General features: G+C 35.5%; 25 protein-coding genes. 5 read left to right on the forward strand and 20 right to left on the reverse strand.

The features are described 5' to 3' along the window. Positions 1-47 precede the first annotated feature (47 nt). From BK577_RS03345 to BK577_RS03365, 5 genes are all read right to left on the reverse strand, one after another. Positions 48-383: an antibiotic biosynthesis monooxygenase gene (locus BK577_RS03345; protein WP_078431618.1), complete on the reverse strand. Its 336-nt coding sequence runs from the start codon at positions 381-383 to the stop codon at positions 48-50. A gap of 132 nt (positions 384-515) precedes the next feature. After that, positions 516-932: a YbaN family protein gene (locus BK577_RS03350; RefSeq protein ID WP_245823421.1), complete on the reverse strand. Its 417-nt coding sequence runs from the start codon at positions 930-932 to the stop codon at positions 516-518. A 290-nt stretch (positions 933-1,222) separates the two neighbouring features. Beyond that, positions 1,223-1,996, reverse strand: coding sequence for a TerC family protein (locus BK577_RS03355; protein WP_078431619.1), 774 nt, complete (start codon positions 1,994-1,996; stop codon positions 1,223-1,225). Positions 1,997-2,505: 509 nt separating this feature from the next. Next, positions 2,506-3,405 carry a PhzF family phenazine biosynthesis protein gene (locus BK577_RS03360; RefSeq protein ID WP_078431620.1) on the reverse strand — a complete coding sequence of 300 codons (900 nt, stop codon included), beginning with the start codon at positions 3,403-3,405 and terminating at the stop codon, positions 2,506-2,508. A 128-nt stretch (positions 3,406-3,533) separates the two neighbouring features. Next, complete coding sequence (locus BK577_RS03365) at positions 3,534-4,460, reverse strand: EamA family transporter (protein ID WP_078431621.1); 927 nt, start codon at positions 4,458-4,460, stop codon at positions 3,534-3,536. Between the two features lie 275 nt (positions 4,461-4,735). Between BK577_RS03365 and BK577_RS03370 the strand changes: the two genes are divergently transcribed. Beyond that, positions 4,736-5,371, forward strand: coding sequence for a pentapeptide repeat-containing protein (locus tag BK577_RS03370; RefSeq protein WP_078431622.1), 636 nt, complete (start codon positions 4,736-4,738; stop codon positions 5,369-5,371). Positions 5,372-5,559: 188 nt separating this feature from the next. Here BK577_RS03370 and BK577_RS03375 read toward each other — a convergent pair whose 3' ends face one another. The 3 genes from BK577_RS03375 to BK577_RS03385 form a co-directional block, all read right to left on the reverse strand. Continuing rightward, complete coding sequence (locus tag BK577_RS03375) at positions 5,560-7,680, reverse strand: cellulase family glycosylhydrolase (protein ID WP_245823422.1); 2,121 nt, start codon at positions 7,678-7,680, stop codon at positions 5,560-5,562. Positions 7,681-7,968: 288 nt separating this feature from the next. Continuing rightward, entirely contained in the window at positions 7,969-8,409 is a 441-nt protein-coding gene (locus tag BK577_RS03380) for an NUDIX domain-containing protein (protein ID WP_078431623.1), read from the reverse strand. Positions 8,410-8,663: 254 nt separating this feature from the next. Further along, positions 8,664-9,353 (reverse strand): MgtC/SapB family protein, encoded by a 690-nt coding sequence (locus tag BK577_RS03385; protein WP_026559604.1) that lies wholly within the window; start codon positions 9,351-9,353, stop codon positions 8,664-8,666. Between the two features lie 144 nt (positions 9,354-9,497). Here BK577_RS03385 and BK577_RS03390 point away from each other — a divergent pair, with 144 nt between their 5' ends. Next, positions 9,498-10,013 (forward strand): CBO0543 family protein, encoded by a 516-nt coding sequence (locus BK577_RS03390; protein WP_078431624.1) that lies wholly within the window; start codon positions 9,498-9,500, stop codon positions 10,011-10,013. 64 nt (positions 10,014-10,077) lie between these two features. Here BK577_RS03390 and BK577_RS25880 read toward each other — a convergent pair whose 3' ends face one another. From BK577_RS25880 to BK577_RS03400, 3 genes are all read right to left on the reverse strand, one after another. Next, a complete protein-coding gene (locus BK577_RS25880; protein ID WP_169908080.1) occupies positions 10,078-10,218 on the reverse strand; it encodes a hypothetical protein in 141 nt (46 codons plus the stop codon). A gap of 140 nt (positions 10,219-10,358) precedes the next feature. Next, a complete protein-coding gene (locus BK577_RS03395) occupies positions 10,359-10,907 on the reverse strand; it encodes a GNAT family N-acetyltransferase (protein ID WP_078431625.1) in 549 nt (182 codons plus the stop codon). A gap of 33 nt (positions 10,908-10,940) precedes the next feature. Then, positions 10,941-11,822, reverse strand: a complete 882-nt coding sequence (locus tag BK577_RS03400) for an AraC family transcriptional regulator (RefSeq protein WP_078431626.1) — start codon at positions 11,820-11,822, stop codon at positions 10,941-10,943. Positions 11,823-11,939: 117 nt separating this feature from the next. Between BK577_RS03400 and BK577_RS03405 the strand changes: the two genes are divergently transcribed. Then, positions 11,940-12,857 carry an EamA family transporter gene (locus BK577_RS03405; protein ID WP_078431627.1) on the forward strand — a complete coding sequence of 306 codons (918 nt, stop codon included), beginning with the start codon at positions 11,940-11,942 and terminating at the stop codon, positions 12,855-12,857. A 17-nt stretch (positions 12,858-12,874) separates the two neighbouring features. On the opposite strand, the gene BK577_RS03410 is transcribed toward BK577_RS03405, so the two are convergent. Next, positions 12,875-13,891: a DUF3231 family protein gene (locus BK577_RS03410; RefSeq protein ID WP_078431628.1), complete on the reverse strand. Its 1,017-nt coding sequence runs from the start codon at positions 13,889-13,891 to the stop codon at positions 12,875-12,877. 211 nt (positions 13,892-14,102) lie between these two features. Here BK577_RS03410 and BK577_RS03415 point away from each other — a divergent pair, with 211 nt between their 5' ends. Next, a complete protein-coding gene (locus BK577_RS03415) occupies positions 14,103-14,420 on the forward strand; it encodes a DUF3243 domain-containing protein (RefSeq protein ID WP_078431629.1) in 318 nt (105 codons plus the stop codon). A 55-nt stretch (positions 14,421-14,475) separates the two neighbouring features. Here BK577_RS03415 and BK577_RS03420 read toward each other — a convergent pair whose 3' ends face one another. Next, positions 14,476-14,865 (reverse strand): tautomerase family protein, encoded by a 390-nt coding sequence (locus tag BK577_RS03420; RefSeq protein WP_078431630.1) that lies wholly within the window; start codon positions 14,863-14,865, stop codon positions 14,476-14,478. Positions 14,866-15,084: 219 nt separating this feature from the next. Here BK577_RS03420 and BK577_RS03425 point away from each other — a divergent pair, with 219 nt between their 5' ends. Next, a complete protein-coding gene (locus tag BK577_RS03425) occupies positions 15,085-15,915 on the forward strand; it encodes a manganese catalase (protein WP_078431631.1) in 831 nt (276 codons plus the stop codon). Positions 15,916-16,231: 316 nt separating this feature from the next. Here the strand turns inward: BK577_RS03425 and BK577_RS03430 are convergent, their stop codons facing one another. The 7 genes from BK577_RS03430 to nfsA all read right to left on the reverse strand — a co-directional run bounded on the left by BK577_RS03430 (position 16,232) and on the right by nfsA (position 25,474). Further along, positions 16,232-17,281, reverse strand: a complete 1,050-nt coding sequence (locus BK577_RS03430; RefSeq protein ID WP_245823423.1) for a DUF3231 family protein — start codon at positions 17,279-17,281, stop codon at positions 16,232-16,234. 875 nt (positions 17,282-18,156) lie between these two features. Further along, entirely contained in the window at positions 18,157-19,161 is a 1,005-nt protein-coding gene (locus BK577_RS03440; RefSeq protein WP_078431633.1) for a LacI family DNA-binding transcriptional regulator, read from the reverse strand. Between the two features lie 153 nt (positions 19,162-19,314). After that, positions 19,315-20,742 carry a D-xylose transporter XylE gene (xylE, locus tag BK577_RS03445; protein ID WP_078431634.1) on the reverse strand — a complete coding sequence of 476 codons (1,428 nt, stop codon included), beginning with the start codon at positions 20,740-20,742 and terminating at the stop codon, positions 19,315-19,317. A 122-nt stretch (positions 20,743-20,864) separates the two neighbouring features. Further along, complete coding sequence (locus tag BK577_RS03450) at positions 20,865-21,692, reverse strand: sugar phosphate isomerase/epimerase family protein (protein ID WP_078431635.1); 828 nt, start codon at positions 21,690-21,692, stop codon at positions 20,865-20,867. 66 nt (positions 21,693-21,758) lie between these two features. Beyond that, positions 21,759-22,778 (reverse strand): Gfo/Idh/MocA family oxidoreductase, encoded by a 1,020-nt coding sequence (locus BK577_RS03455; protein WP_078431636.1) that lies wholly within the window; start codon positions 22,776-22,778, stop codon positions 21,759-21,761. A gap of 569 nt (positions 22,779-23,347) precedes the next feature. Beyond that, positions 23,348-24,475 carry an NtaA/DmoA family FMN-dependent monooxygenase gene (locus tag BK577_RS03460; protein ID WP_078431637.1) on the reverse strand — a complete coding sequence of 376 codons (1,128 nt, stop codon included), beginning with the start codon at positions 24,473-24,475 and terminating at the stop codon, positions 23,348-23,350. A gap of 258 nt (positions 24,476-24,733) precedes the next feature. Next, positions 24,734-25,474, reverse strand: a complete 741-nt coding sequence (nfsA, locus tag BK577_RS03465) for an oxygen-insensitive NADPH nitroreductase (protein WP_078431638.1) — start codon at positions 25,472-25,474, stop codon at positions 24,734-24,736. Positions 25,475-25,484 lie beyond the last annotated feature (10 nt).

Consider the following 25,484-nt stretch of genomic DNA (forward strand, 5'->3'; position numbering starts at 1 on the left):
CAATCGCCCAAAACAATAGTGTGTTGGGCGATCACTTTTTTAAAATATTATTGGATATGAGAAGGCTCTCTATATTTTTTCGTGCTCAAGACGCGATACACATCTTGGGAGCTTTCAATAATATATGATGGTGATGGCTTTCCACGCTTTTCCCTGTGTCCTGCTAGATGTATGTCACTCGTCTCCCAAGCTTTCCAATCACTTTCAGATTCCCAGCGAATCATAATGACAACTTCTTCGTCACCTCTTCTTTGTTTCTTTTTCAAAACACTTAAATCAACAAATCCCTTTTGCTGTTCAATGATTCCCTCTCCAGAAAAACGTTCTACCATTTTCTCCGCATTACCCTCAGTAACAATTACCGTCTTCAATTGTATAAACATTCCATTTCCTCCTTTTTCATTCTTTTTAACAGTATAAATGGTAATGATAATCATTTTCAATATAAAATAGAAAAATAAAGAGATATTCCTATATAAAAGATAGAAATCCTTCTAAATGCAAAAAAGCACGAACTATAGAGTTCGCGCCTTATCTTGTTTCGTATCAGCAGTACTAATGGTCTTAATTTTATAAATGAAATAATAATGTTTATAAAGAGCAAGGACAATTAATGTGATTTTCAAAATAAGAATATCGATATAAATAACAGAAATGAGGATAAAGAAATCTGCAATAATATTGATGCGGATTTTTTCTTTGCGTGTCATCCCTTTTTTCTGTAAAAAGGCCAAAACATATTTTTCATATATAGAAGTGCTCTTAAACCAATTTTCAACTGATTTAGAACTTTTGGTGAAGCAAAAGAGCGCAAATAGATAAAAAGGACCTCCTGGTAGAATAGGTAAAACCGTTCCAGCTATACCGATTGCTAAGGAAATAAAACCAAGAAGCATAAACAAGACACGTTTAATATTTTTAATTTCTTTCACCCACCCTTTCAGTCTGTCTAATACCTAGGTATTATTTTACCATTTTCTTTTGAAACGGGCTTGTTGTTTTTTATAAGAAATGCGTAAGCGCCTTGATCAGCCTAGGGCAAATAAGACGCATATGAATAAAAGACGTTCTTTGTCTTCAATTCATTTGTGGCTAGATCCTAGAGGGGCTAGGCGCTGGAGCTGGACACCAAACTAAGTACATATTTTATATTTCTTAGTCTATAAAAAAAGGGTGGGTTAATTTCATTGAATTAACCCACCCTCTGAATTCATTTATCTTATTAAGAACCCTTTTCTTCCAATGGCTTCTTGGAAGGTGCAAACCAACCGATTAGGGCAATTGCAACTAAAACTCCGTAGAAGACCAGAGTCCAACCTGTGCTGTGAGGAAAATGATGATCTAGGATCCCGATATCCTCATGAGCAAGGGTAATTACAGCCAATTTAACACCTACCCATGCAACAATTGCATATGCTGTCGTTTCCAATGCCGGACGTTTTGCAAGAAGTGCTACAAACCATGTTGCAGCAAATTTAATCAAGACAAGACCTGCGATACCACCAAGAAGAACAACTATGAATTGTCCTCCATCCATTCCACCGAAATTGCCAAGTGGTGAATCTGGAAGACCTAGGGCAAGAGCAACGGCAGCCAGAATTGAATCGATGGCAAAAGCAAGATCAGCTAATCCAATCTTCCCTACTGTTGGCCAGAAACCTTTTCCACGTGATTCCTTTTCTTTTTCCTCACGAATATTTTCATTTTCTTTCCCGAATTTAGCTTGAATGACATGCTTTAATCCCAGGTAGAGAAGATATGCTGCTCCAATCGCCTGTATTTGCCAGACGTTTGCAATAAATGAAATGGCAAATAGTGCACCAAATCTAAATACAAATGCCATTAAAATTCCGTAATTTATTGCCCTTTTTTTCTGATCTTCAGGTAAATGCTTGGCGATTACTGCTAATACCAGAGCGTTGTCAGCGGATAATAATCCTTCCAACCCGATCAGTATTAACAGAGCCCAAGCATATTCTAACCAAATTGACTCCATCTACCTCTCTCCTTACATCATAAAGAATTATATATAAATTTTTCTATACCTATAGGCTTCCCGATTAAGTGACTGGTACTCTAAGATAGGAATGCTAATAATTGTTATTCAGTTACTATTCGGTTTTTTTGTTAAAAGCTGTTTTTCGCAACTTTTTCTTGTAATAAGTATGGAGATGGTTGATTGGAGCTCCAGGATGCTCGCTCCAATCAACCTACATAGTTTTGTAAAAAGAACTTATTAAAAACAATTAGTAATAAGATCTTTAAATAAGAAATAATCAATTTAGTACTTTGTCCACTACTTCCCTTTTTTTGTAGGAACAAAACAGGATTTGACGATGATATTAATATATTGCCTTCTGTTTGACTCAATAATTTTAGCATATTTATCCACAAAAAGGGGGATAAATTATACAATTTTGATCTAATGCTGACAGGCGTGAACAAATTTAGTTCACGCCTGATGTCATGTAACTTTAGGATTAACATCATTAATAATGATGAATGCTACTCTTTTACCGTCACTTCAATATCCTTTACATAAACTGCACTTCCGGAGATTTCTATGTCAACATCATCTTCTGTCTTTGTTACTTGTACATTAACTCTGCCGTCTTTTCCCATTTCATGACCTTGTTCAACGATTAGATGTAAAGGATTTCCTTGTTTGGTGTTTATATAGCTGGCATAATAAGCTCCCATCACCCCAGAAGCAGTTCCCGTTACTGCATCCTCAATTGTCCCCGAAAATGGAGAAGAGAAATGGCGGGCATGCATATCAGCTTTTAGGTCGATCGTTTCCAAACAAAAAGGATGGATAGATGCTCGTGGCATTTCCTTTAGTATATTTGGGAATAGCTTATTATTAGGTCTCATTTTTCCAAACGCAGACAGATTCGAGATTGGAATTAGTAATGTCCAAGTTCCTGTACTACCGTATAGAATGGGTAATCCGGAATCAATATCATTCTTTGATATTCCCATTGAATGGGCTAATTCCTCTGTTGAACCTTTGAATTCCTTAAACTGTGGTGATGCCTGTTTCATTGTTATGTATAGATCACCATCTGCAGTAGTATCAATCTTTATCGGTAATACACCGGCTTTGGTTTCAATTGTGATCTTCCGTTTTTCCCCTAACATCCCTCTTGAACATAACGCATATACAGTCGCGATTGTAGCATGTCCACATAGATTCATTTCATGTCCAGGTGTAAAATAACGGATTCTAATATCCGCAACTGCTGATTTAACAGGAAATGCTGTCTCATTAAATCCTACTTTAAACGCTACTTCCTGCATCTGTTCATCTGTTAAATCCTCTCCATTGAGAACAACACCTGCCGGATTACCTTTATTAGGTTCCTTGCTAAACGCATCATAATGATAAACATTCACTGATTTCATTTATATCCCCCCATAAAACAGTAGATATTTCCAATTCATCACATTTTATCATAAACTTATTCTCTCTTTTCAGAATTATATAAAATTAAAATAGGGCCAAACCATTTAAGAAGGTTTGTGCCCATTTTTCAAGATGTAAAATTCTTTTTACTTTCTTTTAAGAACCCAGTCTTTTCCCTAAAAGGATCCGATAAAAATGATCGATTCCCTAGAATGATCCCCACTAAAATGACAAGTACACCTACCCATTGTATCCATTGAACTTGTTCTGATAAGACAAACATTGAGAGTAGAACAACCACCGGCAATTCGGAAGCTGTTAAAATCGAGCCTGTTCCAGGACCTACTTTTGGCATCCCTACGGCAAATAATATTGGAGGAATAACAACTCCGAATAAACCTAATAAAACTCCATATGGGGCAATATTTATCATCGTCTCAGCATTCATCCATGATAATGGGTTGGCAATAAGTAATACAATGATCATAGATCCAGTCGAAAGAATGGCACTTCGTTGAATAGCCGGTACTTCTTTTTCAACCATACCACTTGTTAAGAGAAAGAGTGAATAAGATAGAGCTGCAAGGACACCCCACATTGCACCTGACAAATCAATTGTTTTTTCTCCGGAAGTCAAGATACCTGCTGCCATAACAGAACCGGTTAACACGATTATAATGGACAAGATCTTTTGGATGGAAGGTTTTCTTTTTAAAATGATCCAATCTGCAATAGCACCGATCCATATAAATTGAAATAAAAAGATGATGGCTAGTGATGCATCTAAAGTCTCTAAAGAATAATAATAAAAGATACCTGTTAACCCCATTGGAAAACCGCTTATTGCCAACTTTATGATCTGTTTTTTAGTTACCTTCTGCTTTTTAACAAACAAAGCAAGAACCCAAATCATTATGGTCCCAATTATTGCCTGGCTTCCCGTTACTTCAAACATAGTAAACCCGGCTTCATATGCCAGTTTTACAAACGTGGAAAGAACTCCAAAGCTGCAACCTCCAAGAAATACGCACATGACATAAAACCATGCTTTCATCTTAGTTCCCCCTCATTTTTGATTTTTTTCACAAATAAAAAGCCACACAATTATCTACTGATAATTGTGTGGCGAAAAAAGAAATATTCTTTAAAAATCCACAGCGTGAAAATTTTAGCTATTTAATTCAACAGTATTATAACAAGGAAATGATTAATTAGACAAGAGCAATAACCTTGTACATAACATCAACCAAAAATAAAGACTTATATTTACCTTTAAATTTTCCTATAGTAACGTAAGAAGACTCTATACAAAGATCGAGAGGGAATGCTATGAAAATTGATTCGCCTACCATACAACATGATTTACCTCTAAAAAATTTCAATGATATCTTTTATGAAGAAGATCCTGAATTAGAATTGTGCCAACTACAGGATGCTGTATTTGATAATGAAGTATTGCCTAGAGTTCGTTTTTATAAGATGGTTTTAAAAAATTGCAAGTTCCAAAATACTGACTTTTCAGGTGCGGATTTTACAGATGTGGTTTTTGATAACTGTGATTTCTCGAATGCTAAATTAAATCGTTCTTCGATACATAGAGCAGAATTTTTAAACTGCAAATTACTTGGAACAGATTTAACAGAGTCAAGTCTTGGCAATGTCTCTTTCAAAAATTCTTTACTTAATCTCTCTGCTTTTGGAAATTCTAAATTAGAGAAAGTACAATTTCACGATACAGCTCTGGAAAATTCTGATTTTTATGAGTGTAAATTTAAAAAAGTTGAATTTACTTCATGCAATATCAATCTTGCTAACTTTGAAAGAACTCCACTTAAAGGAATAGACATTAGTACGTCTACTTTTGACACCTTGACTGTTTCTATATCAGACCTAAAGGGATGCAAAGTTTCCTCTTTTCAAGCTATTCAATTTTCTGCCATGTTAGGGTTGGTGATTGTTGATTAATGGCTTGTGAAAACTAGTTCGTTTCATTGCGCTACAGACACTCGCTTTCCGCAGTCGAGTGTCTGTAGCTCCATTCCACTATAGATTTTATACTATTTTTTTTAGCAACAATCTTTTCGAAAACAACCACTGAAAAAAACATAAAAAAAAGGTTACCAACAAAATTGGTAACCGGTACCTTCTTTAATTTATATTTGTACCTTTTGTTTCCTTACAAAGAATGCTATACAACCTCCAACGAACAGTATGATGATTCCTGTTATGAATAAGTTATAATTTCCTGTTGCAGTTTCAGGTAGTTTCTCGCCGGCTTTGCCTAGAGTGTTTTCCGAGTTAGTTTTATCTTTATTATTAACTGGTGCTACGTGACTTTCTTCTTCATTTGTTTCTTTGTTCTCATCACCAGCATCAGTTTTACCCTCATCTTTACCAGGGTTGTCCTCTTTAGGAGTTTCTGACTCATCATTATTATTTTCCTCTGGAGCTTCTGAATCATTATCGTCATTTTCCCCAGGAGTACCAGACTCATTCTCATTATCGTCATTCTCCCCTGGATTTTCTGACTCATCCTCTTCAGGTAATGTTGATTTTATCGTTTTACCAACTACCTGTTCTCCATCTTTTGTTACTGTATATTTTACCGTTTCTCCACTCCAGAAATGGAAGGTTAACTCTACCTCGCGTTGATCGTTTATTTCTTTGAAGAAGCGGTCGTTTCCATATGGAAATGTTAAAAGGTTATCCTCATAATTAGGTGCAAACACATAACCGAATTGTTTGAACGCCGTCCAGTTTTGCGGGCCAGCAGGACTTCCATCATCCACATATGTAGCTTCCATTGTTTTGAGAAGATTCCCATTATACTGTAAAGGTATCGTAAAATCACTGATTGTTCCTTGAGAGTCTGAAAGTACTGGCGAATCGTAATGATACACAGTAAAGGTCCAATCCGCGCCAGTATTAAATGTTGCTGTTAATACAGACATTTCTCCCAGTTCTGTTGAAATCAATTGAGATAGCAGGCTTGCTTTTAGTGTTAAATGATTACCTTCTAAAACAAAGTCTTTTCCCGCAACCAGATTTTTTTCTCCTAGTTTTAGAGAAACGAATTCATTTCCGTTTAAATTCAGAACCCTTTTGACATCGGTAATTTCTTCGCCCTTTTTCAAAAATACAAAATCAGTGTCAGCTGTTGAAGAGCGTCCTTCCCAACTTGCTGCCATCATGTTATATAGCTGTGGATCATTCCATTCCAACGTTGACCTATTAAAATGTTGTCCATTATCCCATAGCATATGAATAAGGCCTTTTTCTTCTGCATAGTTAATCATATACTCGAAGAATTTTAGCTTTTCCCCCTGTTGAATTGTACCGGTGTTTTCGTCAAAACCAAGTAGTCCGAATTCACCAATAACAACAGGGATGTCATTCTTAACAAACTTATTATTTACGCGATCAAAATTTTCAGAAATATGTTTCATTGATGTTTCTTCAAACGTCGAATATCCGTCTAAATTTACACTAAACGGCCAGAAGCTATAATAATGGACCGTAGATATTATATAAGGATCGTTTGTTTGAGAGATCCAATTATACAGGTTATCTACATGATTTTGTTCTTCAAAATTTGTGTGCAATGTTGGAATAACAAGTGGACGAATGTCATTTAACCCTTCAGACCCTCGTACAATTTGATAAAACGAATCATTAAGTTCATTTAAGAATTTTTGGCTTTCAATATCACCACCAGAACCCCAAAATTGTGGTTCATTAAGACTTTCAAACATTAAATCTGTTGAATAATGTTTATAATGTTCCGCAAGCTGTGTCCATATCGCATTAAATTTTGTTACTGTATTTTCATGATCTGATGGCATTCCATCTGTCACCCAACTCCAAGAATCATGGTGAATGTTAATCATTACTTTTAAATCAGCATCCAGCGCCCAATTGACAACTTGATCAACTCTGCTTAAAAATTCTGGATTGATTGTATATTCTGGAGCTTGTCCTAATCTAGTATCAAATGTAATCGGGATCCGTATGCTATTAAAGCCTTGATCCTTAATTTCTGTTATCAACTCTTTTGTTACACGCGGATTACCCCAAGCTGTTTCATCGAGTACAACTTTTCCTGTATCAAATCCGTCAAACGTATTCCCTAAGTTCCACCCCGGCTGCATCTCATTAGCATATTGCATAATATCATATTCTGGTGTTGATTCATTTTCTTCGGCAAATCCTATCGTAGGCATCACGAAACCTACTAGTAAAATAAGCGTCAACATCCATTTACTTGTTTTCCACAATGTAAATTCCTCCACTCATGATATTTTCATAGACGAACAGTTTCTACCTTTTCACTAACCTAACAATAATTTGTAAACGTTTACAGACGACATCTTAACAAACGAAGTTGAATGAAAGTAATGGGAAAATTAGTTATATTTTCATGTGAAAATTAGCTTTATTCAAAATTAATTATATTGGGAAACAAAGAAACCTCGAAAGGCGGTTTGCCAATCAAGGTTTTATCAAAAAAGAAATGTTACTGATTTTATGGATATGTATCATTTCAACATGATGATCCAAAAGATTTACCGAATAAATGCCTTCTCTGAATTTTCAAGAGCATCCTCTAACCACATTGGATGCATGTTTAACAAGTCATGAGGCAGGTTTTGATAGTCAAAAAACTTGAATTCCAACGATTCCTCCTCGTTACATCTAAGTTCTCCACCTATCACTTCAGCCAGAAAACATGTCGTGATAAAATGGACAACTTGACCATTTGGATAAGAAAAGACCTGTGAATGCGGGTCAGAATAAACACCGATCAGCTTTTTAATTTTTATATTTAAATTTGTTTCTTCTTTTATTTCTCTGATAGCTGCTTCAGTAACAGTTTCCCCTATCTCTATATGACCTGAAGGAATTCCCCATAATTTCACATCTGCTCTTTTCTGTAATAAGACCTGCTTTTTCTCATTGAAAATAATGACCGCTACACCTGCTTTTACGTCATCAATCTTTTTCATACCATATAAACCTCCTTAAAAATTAGAGAATCTGAACTTCTGATTGTATAAAAAAGGTCCGAGAAGGAAAGATTCCAGCGCATCACAAATACGCTGAACCTTTCCCCTCGGACCTTTTATGTCAATAGGTGCCTTTTACATATGTAAAAGATGTAGCCCTCGGTCACAGACCTATATACATAGCGGAACCCTAGCTACAATTTTCCAGTTCATATTAACACGATTCTCTTTGTTGTACACACATAATTCTACAATCATAGTGACTCCATTTCAACATGAATGATATGCTTAATCTGCTTTAATGTATAATACACTTCTGTAATATACAATTTTTCATTCACAACAAGCACCAAATCAAGCTGTTGAAGATCTCCTTGTTTGATGTCTTTTACTCTTACTTTCTTTGCCTTCATATCTTTTTGCTTCAGTTCCTTTAAGATATCGGTCATTTTCTCTTCATCATCAACTGTAATTTTTACCTTTAACTCCCGCTCTCTTAATGTTTTTGGACCTATAAATTTAAAGATAAATGGGATGATTTCTACACTGACTAATATGAGAACTGTAGCTATGGTAGCTTCGAACCAAAATCCCGCACCACATGAGATCCCGATTCCTCCGGCTCCCCATACCATTGCGGCTGTTGTTAAACCTGAGATCATATCATTGTTTCGTCTTAAGATCACCCCGGCTCCTAAGAAACCGATACCTGAGACAATCTGGGCAGCTAGACGTAAAGGATCCATCGGTCTTATATAGGCCTCTGCGAATTTTTCCGATGACTCAATCGAAACTGTTGTGAGCAGACAGCTAACGATCCCTATAACTAAACATGTTTTTAAACCCAATGGCTTTTTCTTTAATTGGCGTTCTAACCCAATAATAATCGATAAAATGGCTGCCATTCCAATATTGAATATAAATGTATTTGGTTGAATGATCATTTGTTTTTCTCCTATGTACTTTTTTTATTTTCCACAAATGGGCAACCTTATACTTGCTCATTTGATTTATCAATTCACTTATTAAGTGTAAGGTAATTTTAAATAGGTAATACTAAAATACACAATAATTTATAAGGAGAGTTTATGCAAACATCGTTTGTTGTGTTTTTTGTTATTGTTAGTTTATTCTTTGGTAAATGGAGTCGTTTGAGTGAATTTTATTCAACTCTATTGTTTTGGATTATAGGTGATCTGCTTTACGGAGCATTATTTTACAATTATAGAGTTTGGGAATTTCAACCTGTTTGGATCGACCATGTTTTGCTTCCTACCCATTCAATCATAGCTATTGCTATTGCATTTCTGATTTATCCATGTGTTATCGTTGTTTATTTAGGACGATTTCCTCAATCAGCCTTCAAAAGAATAGGCTGGATACTTCTTTGGGCTTTGATCTTCGAATGTATTGAATTAATTGCTTATATGAATGATAGCATTATTCATCAGCATGGATGGACACTTATTTGGTCTTTTATCTTTAATATCATAACCTATTGTTTATTAGCCATCCATAACTGGAAACCTTGGGTTGCATGGATTTTAGCTATTTTCTTTATATTTTTATTATGGAATATCTTTGATCCTCCGCTTCCTCAATAAGGGGAAAACATTGGGACAGGAGGGAGCGATAAGGAGAAGGAGTTAGGCGGCTGTTTGTTGAAAATTACGTATCAATTAAATCACTAAGGACGATTATTTCTTCATAAATTTGCTCTTTGATCTTTACATCATAACATTTATTATATTCATTAATTAGCAGTTTGATTTGTTTCATAAAAATAATCATTTCTTCATTTGAGATCATGCTCTATCATGCTCCTACCCTGTATACTATCTATTATTTTAGGTAAATATTCCTGGTTATTCAAGCCTAAAGGTAGGAGAATCAAAAAAAAAGCGCATTCTTATTCGAATACACTTTGGACGTTATAAGCAAGACAACATTCACTTATCCTTCTTCCACTCTTCTGCTAATATGCCATATACAACATGGTCAACATAGTGATCATGTAACCATTCCGCTTGTCTGATACATCCTTCATTGACAAAATTTAATCTTTCAGGAATACTTCTGCTTTTCTTATTTCCTGCTGCAGCCCTAATTTCAACTTTATTAAGGTTCAATTCGTTAAAAGCATAATCAGTCAATGCCTTAGCCACCTCTGTCATTATTCCTTTACCTTGAAACTCTTCTCCTAGCCAATACCCAATATACGCTGTTTTATTGGACCAATTGATCTCATTATAACCTGCGACTCCAACCATTTTACCTTTAAATAGAATGGCCGTGTTTAGGCTTCTATTTTCAGCAAAACCTGTTAAACTGCTTTTAATAAACGAAATTGTATCTTCGAGTTTTGTCGTTGTATCCAGCCAAGGCAGCCATTCTCTTAGGTAGATTCTTGAATTATTTGTTAATTCAAAGACATCCTCTGCATCTCTTACTTCCACTAATTTCAAAGATAACTCATCATTAATTTTATATGTAAACATTTTATCTCCTCCGAATCTATCATTTTATTTTTATTAAACAATCATCTTTTTGTAGGTCAAAGGTGTCATATTCATCACCTTTCTGAATTTATCAATGAAATAGCTTGTGCTATTAAATCCTACTTGATAGGCAACTTCTGTGACAGTGAGATCTGATTGTTGCAGTAATAGTAAACTTTTTTGAATTCGATAATCCGTTACATATTCTAAAGGTGTTTTCATTACCAATCGTTTGAAATATCGACAGCATTCAGAACGGCTTAATTGACCGGCACGTGCTATATCATTCAAAAAAATTTTCTCAGCATAATGGTGATGGATCCAGTTTAGCATTTGCTTCATTCGTTCATTCTTTCTCATTTCCGTTTGTTCATGTTCTAATGTAACTCCATTTATAATGAGGTTCTTCCAAATTAACGTTAAATGGATGCTGATATCTATTTCATAGTAATGTGATTTTTGTTTTATTATTTGATTGATCTCTATAATCGATTTTACTATATTTTCCGCCCAACCTTCAGTTGTAACCAAGTGTAAATAAGGGATATTTGTTGCCTGGATAAATGGGGCTACAAGGGCAGGATAAAGTTCCTGTGCTAACACAAAACTTGGAGAAACATTTAAACAGATATAGACACAACCCGAATCATTCATATCTTTTGCCATATGAACGCATCCGCTGTTTATAAAAAGTCCTTCGCTTTCTCGTATAACAACACGTTCATCATTTATTTGGAAAGTTGCTTCACCTTTTATCACGACAACAAACTGGAGTTCGTCGTGCCAATGAAGAGGGATAAATCCATTTATATTTTTGGAAATGGTTGTTTCATAACATGCAATAGGTAACAGGACTGTGCGATGTTCAGTTAATTCTTTTAGACGATGATCCACTCTGAAATCCTTTATTTGCATATAACTACCTCAATATCCTTATATTTTTCCATTCAATTTATGTATTTCTATTTGAATTTCCTCTTTATTATAAAAATATTATCACACAATGTTTATATATTAGGGAGAAAGATGTTTATGAATAGAAAAAAAGGGATTGTACTTGTTTTAACAGGTGCAGTATTTTGGGGAATTGGCGGCACAGTTTCTAAGAAGCTTTTTGATTCGTATGAAATTGACGTAAATTGGCTTGTAACAACCCGATTACTTCTTGCTGGTTTTTTGCTACTAAGCATTCAGTTTTTAACAAAAGATCGGTCACAAGTACTGGATGTTTGGAAGACAAAGAGGATCGCTGTTCAATTATTGATTTTTGGGATACTCGGAATGCTTGCGGTTCAATACACATATATGGCATCCATTCAACATGGAAATGCAGCAGTAGCAACATTATTGCAGTATTTAGCCCCGGTCATGATTATCATCTACTCCATTTTCCGAAAACATATGGTTCTTACACAAAATGATTTTTTGACCGTATCACTAGCCCTAGTAGGATGCTTTTTCTTATTAACAAACGGCTCAGTCTCACAACTTTCTGTGCCAATGCCAGCTATTGTTTGGGGTGTTTTATCCGGAGTAGCTTTAGCCTTTTACACGCTTTATGCTGTTCCATTGCTGAAGCAATACGATTCACTTGTCATTGTTGGCTGGGCTATGATCATTGGCGGTTTAGCCTTAAGTTTTATCCATCCGCCCTGGCAAATAGATCTAAAACTATTACCGGTTGAAGCGTATCTCTATTTAGTCTTTGTGATCATCTTTGGTACGATGATTGCCTTTTGGTTTTATATAGAAAGCCTGCAAAGTTTAGTTCCTAAAGAATCAAGTCTGCTTGGAAGTATAGAACCACTTGCCGCCGTTTTTACTACAGTTTTTTGGCTGAAAGAACCCTTTGGCCTATTCCAATGGGTTGGTACAGTTTGTATTTTAACTATGATCGTAGCGTTGGCTTTAAATACGTCTACTTCAAAAGCAGGGTTAAAGGATAATTAGCAGAATCGAGAAGCTAATTATCCTCTATCCGCTGCTGTTGGCGGAATCTCCATCCAGCCTTTTTCAATCATAATATCTGCTGCGGATTCAACAAATTTTGAAATTTTCATAAATGACTTCGTATACAGGAGCCCTACATCATGTCTTCCGTTCACAGCTACTGAATTCCCAAACGCTCTGATTTTCATGGAAAACATATCCATTTTATGAAATAACATGAGCTTGTCCGAGAAAGGGGAATAAGTAGAGTTTGTGACCAGATCATCAAGGAAAGACGGTGCTGGCAAATTTTCTTGATAAAGCTTTTTCATATAACTTTCTACATTTGCTGAAGTCATATCTCTGCCCCATTCAAACAATTTCCGTATCTTTTCATCCTTGGCAACTTGAGCAAAAGCCATGATTAATGCTTTACTTGTTACATTATTTTCAATATTATCGTAAAAATGGGCAATTTCAAGAGCGTGCAAAGGACGTCTTTGCCCAAAGAAACCTGTTAAAAAGTTGTCATTGGCAATACCTGGCTTTTCAGGAACTGGTATGAAAGGCGGTTTCATGATTAACCCTTTATCCATTAAAATTTCTTTAATTTCGTCAACTAATTTCATAGTGGAATACATAATATGTTTAAAAAATTCGTTTACATCCTTCCTATAAACAAGAGGGATTCCCGCATTATAAATACTCATTCCTGCTTTTGCTGTGTATTTCAAATAATGAACATAGTATTCATCCCGGAATAAACGCGGAGCACCTAAATTGACGTCCTTTTCAGTAAAACCGATCGGTATCGGATAATTCTCCTTTTCCATCATTTCTTTTGTTGTTTTCATGAATTCTTCACATAATGCCAATGCATTTTCTAATAATGTTTTAATGTCCTTATCTTCAACATTTTGAAGAAAGTAAGTTAAAATGCCTTTTGACATGCTGTTTCCCATGTATGTAGCCCAAAGCTTACCCATTTCTGCTGATGTTAATCTATCGTTCATGCTTGTTTTATTAGTACCCATTTTAATTGGTTTGATTTTCATGGCAGATCCTTTCAGCGATATTTCTAGTTAGTATTTTACTCATAAAGGATTCTTATACTGGACTCAATATGAAGAAGCTCAATTATTAAGTCAATAAAATATATCAGTATGCTTTTTGTTCTCGTTTATATAAAAACTTTCAATGTTTGAAACGGTTTAAATACGGGCAATGAATAGAGAAATCAAAGACTATTGAAAGGAGAGATTTTTAATGGCTTTTGAATCACATAATAATGCGGAAAACAAAGTGGAAGAGAAATTGCAGTCTATGGGTGAAGAAAAAAAGGACGAGGTTCTTACAAGTTTTGAAACATTTAAAAGTTACTTAGGTGACAAAGTGTCAAAAGGTGAAAAACTTGGAATGAACGAGGAGCAACTGGCTAAAACAGCCCAAAAAGTTGCCGATTACCTTGCTGACCATGAATCAGCACGTAATCGTGAAGAAAAGTTGCTTCAGGAATTATGGAAGGTTGGAAATGAGGAAGAACAGCACAAGCTTGCTCATATGCTGGTCAAATTGGTTCAATAATGATGGAAGAGACCGCCTAGTTAGCGGTCTCTCTTTTTTGCCTCGCAGCTAAAAACTAAATATCAACTTTATAATTTAATGTTAACTCATCGGCAGGTAATCCTCTTATTCCCCAATTATGCTTCGGTGTTTCGAGGATTGTTATTTCGATATCTTGGGGAGATATATTCAAGTCTCTATTAATTCGTTCAAATAATAAATTGATTAACTGTTTTTTAGCTTCAATTGTTCGACCTTCAAACATACTAACTTCGATCACTGTATATGCTTCGGTCCTTCCGCTTGCATAGTAAAAATCTTCTTTATCCATTGGAAAGAAACGATGAAATTTCTTCTCTGAAGGAAATTGTAGTGCGTCCACCATACACGAATGAATAACATCCGACAGTCTTTCCTTTATTGGATTTAAATTTTCTTTTACTCCATAAATTTTAATTTGTCCCATCCTCATCTCACCTTTCTATTCTCAACTAAACTCAAGCTTACAACAATCTATTCTATAAAAAGAATAATATTTCCTTCTTAACGAATTCTGCTCCAAAAGTGTTTCTACTAGGTTCTTTCTCCTAATATTTCTCAAATATGTTTTATAGCAATCATTACGGGTAATAGTTATTCAGAATTTACTATAACTATCAATTTAAAATCATAGGAGGAGATTCGTTTGTTTCGACATCAAAAAGAATTGCAATTCGAAGTAAAAGTTGATCGACCTGATCCCATGCTTGCTCGTCAGGTACAGGAAGTACTAGGTGGACAATTTGGAGAAATGACTGTCATGATGCAGTATCTCTTCCAAGGTTTTAACTGCCGCGGGGAAGAAAAATATAAGGACATGCTTATGGATATCGGTACAGAAGAAATTGGCCATGTGGAAATGCTCTGTTCTCTTATTTCTCAATTGCTGGATGGTGCATCTCCCGAGGATCAAGCAGAAGCAGCAAAGGATCCTGTAACAGCGTCTATTATGGGGGGAATCAATCCCCAGCACCTGCTTGTCAGTGGTTTAGGCGGATTGCCAACCAACTCAAATGGTGTTCCATGGAACGGATCTTATATCGTTGCAAGTGGAAATTTATTAGCAGATATGCGTTCAAATCTTCACGCTGAATCCCAAGGACGTCTTCAAGTAGCAAGGTTATACCATATGACCAATGATGAAGGTGTACGTAAAACATTCCGAAAAATGCTGGCAAGAGACCGGTACCACCAATATCAGTGGATGGCTGCAATTGAAGAGCTTGAAAGTAAAAACGGTGTGGTTGTGCCAGCATCATTCCCACCAGAAGCGGAAGAGGAAGCCCAGGAAGAAGCATATAAATTCTGGGATTTATCAGAAGGTGAAGCATCAAGTGAAGGACTTTGGGCAACTGGAAGTGCTCCGGATGGAACAGGTCATTTTGAATATGTAGCCAATCCAGTAGCAAAAGGACAAATTCCAAATCCGAAAATCCCTGCAACCGAAGTTCATCATGATCTTGATTTCAAAAAGTAAATGAGGATCATCAGCAGTTAAAATAGTGAAAAAGGGCTGGTATAAGACCATACTAAGGTTTATACCAGCTTTTTTAGTGTATTATTCCATACTTAGGGTCGAAGATTTCGAGACTTATTTTCGATTAAGATCAATTTATTTTCTATTTCGGTAGTTTATTTTCGATTCTTAGATTTTATTTTCGATTATTGAAATTTATTTACTATTAGTCAAAATTCGACACCGTTTCAAACACGAGAACCCAGATACCGGTGTAGATACCCCAATGGCAAACTTTTCAAATTCAGCACCGTCATCTTGCCTGCCACTTGTAAAACTAACCTCTATCTTTCGCTTGTGGTGGTGATTCCAACCACCCTTTATCAATTAAGATATTCATACCGTCATCAACAAATAATCCAATGTTTACAAGCGTTCTTGCATACAATATATTTAGATCTCTTCTTGCTGTTACAGCCAGTGAATTCCCAAATGATCTTATCTTCATTGCGAACATGTCCACTTTATGAAACAGCATGATTTTATCAGAAAAAGGTGGGTATGTAGATGTAGTAACCAAATGGTCCAGATACGCCGGTGATTGAATATGTCCAATGTGCATTTTTTCCTTATATTGCTTTACAGCTTTTTCGGTCATATCTAAACCTCTATTAAACAAAGTCTTTATTTTTTCATCTTTAACTATCTGACAAAATCCCAATAATAATGCCTTACTTGTTGTGTTATTCTCAATGTTATCCCAAAGATGAATGATTTCTAGTGCCTGTAATGGTCTGACGTCTCCAAAAAATCCATTTAGGTAACTCTGTTTATCGATTTTACCATTTCCTTCTGGTGATGGAATGAATGGAGGGTTTGCAATAAATTTCTTTGCCATTAAAACAGAATTAATTTGACCTAAAAAGACTGTCGTACATTCATTACAATAAATAAAAAACTCCCTTATATCCTCCCTCATAACTAATGGAACTGCTACTGAGTAGAGACTCATACCTGCCTTAGCAGCATATTTTAAATAATGAGGGTAAAATTCATCAGCGTATAAACGGGGAGCCCCAAGATTCACATCATCTTTAGTAAATCCAACAGGTACAGGGAAGTTATCTTTTGTAAAAAATCCTTCTATCCTCTGCTTGAAATCGTTTGATAAGGCTAAACCATTCTCCAATAGCAACCTTATATCTTCATCATCGCAATGTTGAAGAAAATAACCTAAAATTTGAATTGACATACTGTTTCCCATATATGTAGCCCATAGTTTCCCCATTTCAAAAGTCGTTAAAGGCTGGGTCTCATCAAGTATTTTCGGATTTATATTTAATGGTCTCATCACATTCATTGGATTTAAATCTTTATCCCTGGTCATACCTAATCCCCTTTTCCCGTGTTTTTGCTTAGGATTACCAGTTGATAATCATTTAATTCTAAAAAATACCATCCTTAAATTATAAAAAGTCTCCTGCAACTAAAGATTTCAGAGTAACGGCTATCGGATACGAGGAAGAGCGATATAAGTATTTAGAAAAAATAAGAATTACTATATATAGAAGAAATATTAGTGTTTCATCACTTAAGATGTGTAAATAACGCTTATCGTTCGTTCCAATTTTAAAAAACACCTAACTCCAGTACTATCAAGGATTTAAGACGTTTTAACTACTCTGATTTAGTTGTGTTCATAGATATTTCACTCGAAGATAAACTTTCATGAATAATAAGGAATAGGATAAAACAAACCTTCAAAGTCACACTCTTATATGGACTCAATCACTAATCTTTCATGACTATGTTAATTGTCCCATTCTGCTCCCATATTGAAAAAGAGTCCGGGCGTTCCTTAGGTCTTTGTTAGGTGCATGAATGATTAACATTAACTCTCCTTCAAATGTTTTAAATAACATGCTATGTCCTCCACTTTATCGTAGATTGTTTTATCATCGTGAATCCAAGGTCCTAAAATACTTCTTACTAGATGCTCCTTCATTTCCTCCACAAGCAGCAGCCATGAAAGTTAACAAGATACTAAAAATGATTAAAATACCTTTTTTAAACTTCATCTTAAAATCGCCCTGATAGATTAATAACCGCTCTTTCATCCCTTTTGTTATGTTTGTAATCGATTTCATTTTTTTAAAGTTAAATACACGATTAAGTTAACATCTACCCTCTTCCGTAAAAACGACAATAACTGAGATACAAACAATTATTTTTTCTTTCATTATTCGTATCTCTGGTTTGGACTTAGTTATTGACTTCACTTGCTGTTCCTCTAACAATCAGATCTGGTGACATAACAATTCGTTGTTTAACTTGTTTTGGGTTCTTTATTTCTTCTACTAATAATTCAATAACTTTCTTTCCCATTTCATATATTGGCTGTGACACAGTTGTTAATGGCGGATAACACATTTTTGCAAGAATCGAGTTATCAAATCCTACTATTGAAATATCCTTTGGAATATCTAACCCAGATTCACGAACACCTTGCATTGCTCCGATGGCAAGAGGTTCAGTTGATGCAAAAATAGCTGTTGGAGGTTCAGAAAACTTTAAAAGTTTCTCGGTTGAATCTAATGCATCGTTAAAACTAGTATTATTGATCGCTACTAGATTTTCATTGTAAGGTATACCAGCTTGTTCAAGAGCTTGCTTGTAGCCATCTAATCTAGATATAGTTACTGGAAAATAGATATCCTCTGTAATCATGGCTATTCTTTGATGCCCCAGTTTAATAAGATAAGTGGTCGCTTTAAAGGCGCCTAAAAAGTCATTTACAACGACTGTGTTTACTGCTAGAGAAGGTACTTCCCTTGACAATAAAGCAACCGGAATTTCATTGTTTAATATCTCATTTAAAGCACCTGTATTTTTCAACCCTGTAGCAATGATAATGCCATCTATATACTTTTTCTTTAATATGGAGACATATTCCATTTCCTTTTCCAAATCGTTATCAGTACTACATATGATTAAACTAAACCCAAACTTCCGACCATGGTCCTCAATTGTTCTAGTAATTTCGGCCATAAAAGGATCTGCAATGTCAGGAATTAAAAGTCCTATTGTCTGAATTCGTTTCTTGACTGATGCAACAACACTAGGTTGGTAATTTAATTTGTGCATGGTCTCTTCTACCTTTTTCCTTGTTTTCTCTCCAATACTTCCAGTGTTATTTAACACTTTTGAAACTGTAGAAATAGCCACTCCAGCCTCTTTGGCCACATCATAGATCGTCGGTTGTTTCATTTTTCTTTCTCCTTCCCCTTCAAAAACCTACACACTCTTATTTTAATCAATTTCTTGGTAGATTAAAATGATTAGGAAAGGGATTTCTTACTTTTGGAACATTAATTAAATTACTAGATCTTCCTCCTCAACACCTCCTTAACAAATGTTTTGCTAATTTATTTTTCTCTGAGATAAATTGTTCGCCACTTCTTTTGATTTCCAGTGTGTTTCAATCTCTTCCAGTGTTCTTCCTTTAGTTTCAGGAACCAATTTCCACACAAAAATAAATGATAGAATACACATAACACCATAAAAGCTGTAAGCAACTCCTGCACTTATTTCCAGTAAAGAAGGGAATGTCGATGAAATTAATAAATTACTTCCCCAGTTTGCAACAACTGTTATAGCCATTGCTTGACCTCTTATTTTGTTAGGGAAAATCTCAGCAGCTAACACCCATACAAGCGGACCAAAAGATAAATTGTAAAAGGCTACATAAACTAAAATGAATAGCAAAGCACCTAATCCCATCAAATCAACAAAAGATAATGTAGCTACACCAAACATTCCGACAGCCATACCAACTGATCCTATTAAAAGTAAGGGCTTTCTTCCCCATTTCTCTACGAGAGTTAAAGCGATTAATACAAAGACAAAGTTTACTACACCTATTAAGATCGTTTGAAGCATAGAGCTATCTGCACTTGCCCCCATATTTGCAAATATTCGTGGTGCATAATAAAGAATAACGTTAATCCCTACAAACTGTTGTGCTACAGCTAATAAAATCCCAACAATTACAACCAACTTACCATATGAAAAAATACCAGCTTCAGAAGCGTTAGAAGTGTCTAGCGTTTGTTTTATTTCTTGATAGATTTGTGTTGCAATTTTCTCCGATCCATTTACTTTCGTTAAAATAGTCATTGCTTCTTTATCTTTATTTTTCGATATAAGATAACGAGGAGTTTCAGGTACTAGAAATAGAAGACCGAAGAATAGGATAGCTGGAATAGCTTCGGATACAAACATGTATCTCCATCCGATATCGTGGATCCAACTAAGACTTTGCCCTGCAGCAATTCTCCAGTTCACAATATAAACAGCCAACATCCCAAAAATAATAGCTAAATTATTTAACGTTACTAATCTTCCTCTTATATTTGCAGGAGACGTTTCACTAATATACAACGGTCCTAAACCAGAAGCCAAACCAACTCCTATCCCACCAATAATTCGATAGATATTAAACATAATGAAAAGGCCTATAGTTGGTTCATCTTTTGTAAAGAATAAAAATTCTGGATAGCCTGAAAGTATCGCAGAGACTAAAAATAAAACAGCAGCTACAATAAGAGAGTTTCTACGACCTATACTATTAGAGAGCACCCCACTGATTAATCCACCAATCACACAACCAATTAGAGCACTAGATACTGTCAATCCATGGAATAATGTACTTAATCCAAGATTATCAATAAAATACACTTGTAATGATTGTTCTGCACCGGATATTACGGCTGTATCGTAACCAAATAGAAGTCCACCAAGTGCAGCAACTACAGATAGAAAGATAATATATCTCATATTTTGTTTCATTTTAGGCACTCCCTTTCATTTCAGGATTACTTAAGTATCTATTCAACGCGTCATATCATGCTTCGTTAAATAGTTTTCTACAGTTATTTAAACGCTTTCAATTAATCAGTCAACTAATTAATTTACGCATTTACTTTTACGGCATCCCACTCTTTTAGTTGTTTAAGAGATTCTTTATAGTAACCTGCAATAACATCTAAATAATCCCCTTCTTTAACTGGTGTAAATGGGTTCGGACCTTCAGCAACCATTTCCATTATAATCGGTCCTTCATAGCCAATGTCATGTAAAGCTGTCATTTGACCTTTTAGATCGGAATGTCCATCACCGACACCTTGCCTATTTGAATCCGCGATATGATAAACACCTAACTTATCTCTAATAACTTTTAGGGCCTGAATTGGACAAGCTTCCTCAATATTCATATGATACGCATCTAATAAGATCTTAAGATTTTCACTTCCAACTTCATCAATCAAATTTAGTGCTTCTTTAGCCGTTACAATCTGATGGTTCTCATATCTATTTAAAACTTCAAATACGACCTCGATTCCGAGTTCCCTTGCTTTTTTGACAACACTGACCGAGCTATTCACAAGTAACTCCCAATCTTTCGATAAATCTCCACTTCCTTGCGTTTTTCCAACATCGCCGTGCAAACAAATTCTATTGGCGCCTAATTCTTTTGCCCAGTCCAGTAGGTCTAAAAAATATTGAACAGCCTTTAAACGTACATTTTCATTAGTACTTGAAATATCTACATTATCTGGAGTTACTGATAAGACTTTTAACTCATACTTATTTAATAGCGCTTGCAAATTAATGGGATTTTGCGATAAGTCTCCTTGAACCTCTACACCATCTACTCCAATTCCCTTCGCTAGTTTACACTTTTCCTCCAAAGGTATATCACCAAAAGTCCATAAACACAGACCATAATCTCTACTCATGTTCTCTCCTCCATTTACGATTTTGATTTTCAAGAGAGAGCTCATACTCCCCCCATTTTTTATTCATTAAACTAAAACGTGATGATCTAATTTAATTGGCATGTTACTTTTTACCGATTCAATACTAGCTAAAGCGATTTTCAATGCCCAACAAGCATCTTCAGCAGTAGCTAAGGCTGGTTTGTTATGATTCACACAATCTACAAAACTTTTCAATTCATCAACATAAGCATCAAATAACAAATCTTGATCATAACGACAAGTATCAAAGCTTACTCCGTTATGGTTATACCTTGTCATGCTCGAAGTACGAATGTCTCCTGCAGTAATCATACCTTCTGACCCAAAAACCTCTGCCCTGACATCATAGCCATACACAGCTTGAAAATTCGCTTCTGTGGTTGCAATAGCACCATTATCAAATTTGATCGTAACAACTGCAGTATCTAGTAAACCATTATCCTTTAAATCCGGTCGAATCAATGCATCTGCAACCGCATATACCTCAACAGGTTTTGCACCAGGATTTAAAAACATTAAAGCATCAAAGTCATGGATTAACGTTTCTAAAAAGATCGTCCATTCTGGAATGGCTTCGGCTCTATTTAGTTTAGGATCTCTTGTTGTTGATTTTAACAATTGTGGTGTTCCAATACTTCCTGATGCTATTTCTGTATGGGCAGCTCTAAAGCCCTTTTCAAATCTTCTATTAAAACCAACTTGAACTAATACATTACGTTCAGTACTTAATTGGACAATTTCATTTGCTTCTTTCAAATTAACAGCCATAGGCTTTTCACAGAAAACTGCTTTCCCTTGTTTAATTGCAGCCAGTACATTACTTGCATGTGTACGTGCTGGTGAGGCAATAACCACAGCATCTACAGCAGGATCTTGAATTAATTCCAACGGATCTGTATAAGCCTTTGCATTTAAACCTAATTGGTTAATGAATCTTTCAGCTGCTCCTGGTACAGGATCAGCAACCGCATATAAATTAGCATGCGGTAGTCGTTGAGCAATTGTCTCCCCATGAAAAGCTCCCATTCTTCCTGCTCCAATCAAACCAACATTTAGATTTTTCATGTAAATACCTCCTAAGATTTAATGTAAGTTTCACTTTAGGAAAGCTCTTTCCTTATTTCTAAATTGTAAGCCGTTTCATTTTATTAGTCAAACTATTTTTAATATTAAAAAATTAAATCAAACATATCTTTTAACCTGTTTTAACTCACTAATATAATAACTTATTGGAATTTCACACTGTTGTGAAAAGGTTTCAAAAAAATATAGAATTACCAACTAGGAAAGTTGTTTCTCTAACTCCCATATTTAATTCTAATTATGATGAATAATTTTCTTCTAGGTCCACCTTTCATTTAGCCTTAAAAATAAGGAATCCTCTAGTTTGTTACCTATTGTAACTAGTTCTCAGGAAAATAAAAAAACGTTCTAGCACCTATTATTTACCGCTACTACAAATCCATAAAAATAAGGGTACAAATGTTTTAACGATTTGTACCCTTAAATATGCTCTATTATGATTTCTTGTCACTTTGTGATTATTAGCTATACCTCAGATTTTTTGTCACATTGCTAGTGAGTTAATCAAAATATAATAAACTAGTTCATTTCAATTTTCCGGATCTTCTTATTCATAGAGAATATCTATTTTCTGGATAGGGTAGACCCAAATTACCACGTAAAGTATTTGATTCATATTCTTTACGGAAAATTCCTTTCTCTTGTAGAATAGGAACGACTAAATCAATAAAGTCATCAAATCCTGAAGGATGCTCCTGTCTGATCAGCAAAAGATCCATCGCCTCTGCCTCGTACCACTGCTGAATTTGATCTGCTACTTTTTCAGCTGAACCAAAAAATTTCGGCTTTGGTATACGGTAAATCGGCATCAGCGCTTGCAGTTCCTGGTATTTTTCTTCAGCTTCTTTTTCTGTTCTTCCAACAATCGGATTATGTGAAATAGTAAGCAGGAAATCATCAAATGAACGCCCTTCCAACTCCACTCTCCTCTTTAACTCTTGACTGAATGCTTTTGCAGTTTCCAAACTATCAGCCGGGAGAAATACACCGTCTGCATGCTTCGAGGCAAGGTTCATGAAATCCGGAGAAGTGCCGGCTTGAAAAATAACCGGTCTTCCTTGTCTTGAACGACTTATGTTTAACGGTCCATCCACGGAAAAATAATTTCCCCTATAATTCAGAGCGTGCATTTTTCGTGGATCCAAAAATACGCCGCTTTCCTTATCCCGTATAAACGCGTCATCCTCATAGGAGTCCCAAAGACCTTCGACAATCTCTAAAAATTCTTTTTTCATTGGATATAAATCTGCTTTCGAAAGATGGGTGCGGCTATAATTCGCCAGTCCTCCCGGATTCGAAGTGATGGCATTCCACCCTGCCCGACCATTGCTGATTTTATCAAGAGAAGCCATCTGACGGGCAACAGTGAATGGATCCGCATAAGAAGTTGCAATTGTTGCAGTGAGCCCAATAGAATGAGTCACCATGCTTAAGGCAGATAGAATACTTACACCTTCAAACATACTGAGATAATGAGGAATCATCCCTGGCCCAATATGGCTGACGTCAGTTAAAAAGATGGTGTCAAATTTTCCTTCTTCCAATCTTTTGGCTTTTTGCACATAATAATCGATGCTCTCACTAGCATTTGCCGGCATATCGGAGTGACGCCACCCCATGTAATTCCAGCCTACTCCATCTATATTTCCACCGAGTTTCAGTTGTTTTTTCATTGTCATTTCCCCTTCTTTTCATTCTAGTCTGGTTTGCTATATAGAACTAAGATTAAATTCTTCCGCCATTATCTGATATCCCTATAGCCGGCTTGCTTGACTAGCATAAAAATCCGCGATCATAATTTGATGCTAAAGCTTCATTTGCCATATGCTTTAACTTTTCAGCAACATTGGCTGCACTTCCAATAACAAAACAGTCTTTATTATATTCTCGTGCTGCCTATCTATGAATCCGATATAGCCCCTAAAAAAGGATGTAATCTACTTTTTTGCAAACCCTTGTTTATTTAAATACTCAAGCATAAAGGGCAGTCTGCTTCTATCAAGATGATCCTCAATGTGATCTTTCCATCCCTTTACTCTCTTAACTGTGAAAGGCGCTCTAACAGGACGATTTTGGTAATATTCACGCATCTGTTGGTCATAAGTTGCTAATTTTTCTTCATCTAGTGGTTCATATTGATTTTCAAACATGACCATTGATTGAGGTAAACGTGGTTTTAGTCCAGGTTTCTCTCCAGCAGGATGGCCTATGCATAGTCCTACTAAAGGAATTACATACTTTGGTAAATTTAATACCTCGGTTAATTCTGTAATATTCGCTCTTACTCCACCGATATAGACACCACCTAATCCCATTGATTCTGCTGCAGTTAAAGCATTTTGAGCCATTAGCCCAGCATCGAATGTACCTATTAAAAGATATTCAATATAGTCAAGGTCTACCTTTGGTGCAATTTCATGATTTCTGTTAAAATCTGCACAAAAAATCCAGAACTCTGCTGCTTCTTCAATATAAGGTTGATTTACAGAGAGTTGCATCACTTTTTTTCGTAGTTCTGGATCTGTAACTCTAATGATAGAGACCACTTGTAGTAGACTGAATGATGAAGTTTGATTAGCTGCCTTAAAGATTGCATCTCGTTGTTCCTCTGTCAGTGGTTGATTTGTAAAAGAACGAATGGATGTATGATTATGAAGCAATTCAAGGGTATTATTCATTTGAATCCTC

The sequence above is a fragment of the Metabacillus halosaccharovorans genome, assembly GCF_002019635.1.
GTDB classification, from domain to species: Bacteria; Bacillota; Bacilli; order Bacillales; family Bacillaceae; genus Metabacillus; species Metabacillus halosaccharovorans.

Excerpts from the sequence above, each read along its gene's own strand:
- BK577_RS03405 (WP_078431627.1), top strand. The coding sequence starts at position 11,940 with ATGAATAGAAAAAAAGGGATTGTACTTGTTTTAACAGGTGCAGTATTT.
- BK577_RS03460 (WP_078431637.1), bottom strand. The coding sequence starts at position 24,475 with ATGACAATGAAAAAACAACTGAAACTCGGTGGAAATATAGATGGAGTA.
- BK577_RS03360 (WP_078431620.1), bottom strand. The coding sequence starts at position 3,405 with ATGAAATCAGTGAATGTTTATCATTATGATGCGTTTAGCAAGGAACCT.
- BK577_RS03385 (WP_026559604.1), bottom strand. The coding sequence starts at position 9,353 with ATGATCATTCAACCAAATACATTTATATTCAATATTGGAATGGCAGCC.
- BK577_RS03345 (WP_078431618.1), bottom strand. The coding sequence starts at position 383 with ATGTTTATACAATTGAAGACGGTAATTGTTACTGAGGGTAATGCGGAG.
- nfsA (WP_078431638.1), bottom strand. The coding sequence starts at position 25,474 with ATGAATAATACCCTTGAATTGCTTCATAATCATACATCCATTCGTTCT.
- BK577_RS03420 (WP_078431630.1), bottom strand. The coding sequence starts at position 14,865 with ATGGGACAAATTAAAATTTATGGAGTAAAAGAAAATTTAAATCCAATA.
- BK577_RS03380 (WP_078431623.1), bottom strand. The coding sequence starts at position 8,409 with ATGAAAAAGATTGATGACGTAAAAGCAGGTGTAGCGGTCATTATTTTC.
- BK577_RS03365 (WP_078431621.1), bottom strand. The coding sequence starts at position 4,460 with ATGAAAGCATGGTTTTATGTCATGTGCGTATTTCTTGGAGGTTGCAGC.
- BK577_RS25880 (WP_169908080.1), bottom strand. The coding sequence starts at position 10,218 with ATGATCTCAAATGAAGAAATGATTATTTTTATGAAACAAATCAAACTG.
- BK577_RS03370 (WP_078431622.1), top strand. The coding sequence starts at position 4,736 with ATGAAAATTGATTCGCCTACCATACAACATGATTTACCTCTAAAAAAT.
- BK577_RS03395 (WP_078431625.1), bottom strand. The coding sequence starts at position 10,907 with ATGTTTACATATAAAATTAATGATGAGTTATCTTTGAAATTAGTGGAA.
- BK577_RS03410 (WP_078431628.1), bottom strand. The coding sequence starts at position 13,891 with ATGAAAATCAAACCAATTAAAATGGGTACTAATAAAACAAGCATGAAC.
- BK577_RS03400 (WP_078431626.1), bottom strand. The coding sequence starts at position 11,822 with ATGCAAATAAAGGATTTCAGAGTGGATCATCGTCTAAAAGAATTAACT.
- BK577_RS03455 (WP_078431636.1), bottom strand. The coding sequence starts at position 22,778 with ATGAAAAATCTAAATGTTGGTTTGATTGGAGCAGGAAGAATGGGAGCT.
- BK577_RS03355 (WP_078431619.1), bottom strand. The coding sequence starts at position 1,996 with ATGGAGTCAATTTGGTTAGAATATGCTTGGGCTCTGTTAATACTGATC.
- BK577_RS03390 (WP_078431624.1), top strand. The coding sequence starts at position 9,498 with ATGCAAACATCGTTTGTTGTGTTTTTTGTTATTGTTAGTTTATTCTTT.
- BK577_RS03430 (WP_245823423.1), bottom strand. The coding sequence starts at position 17,281 with ATGACCAGGGATAAAGATTTAAATCCAATGAATGTGATGAGACCATTA.
- BK577_RS03415 (WP_078431629.1), top strand. The coding sequence starts at position 14,103 with ATGGCTTTTGAATCACATAATAATGCGGAAAACAAAGTGGAAGAGAAA.
- xylE (WP_078431634.1), bottom strand. The coding sequence starts at position 20,742 with ATGAAACAAAATATGAGATATATTATCTTTCTATCTGTAGTTGCTGCA.
- BK577_RS03450 (WP_078431635.1), bottom strand. The coding sequence starts at position 21,692 with ATGAGTAGAGATTATGGTCTGTGTTTATGGACTTTTGGTGATATACCT.
- BK577_RS03440 (WP_078431633.1), bottom strand. The coding sequence starts at position 19,161 with ATGAAACAACCGACGATCTATGATGTGGCCAAAGAGGCTGGAGTGGCT.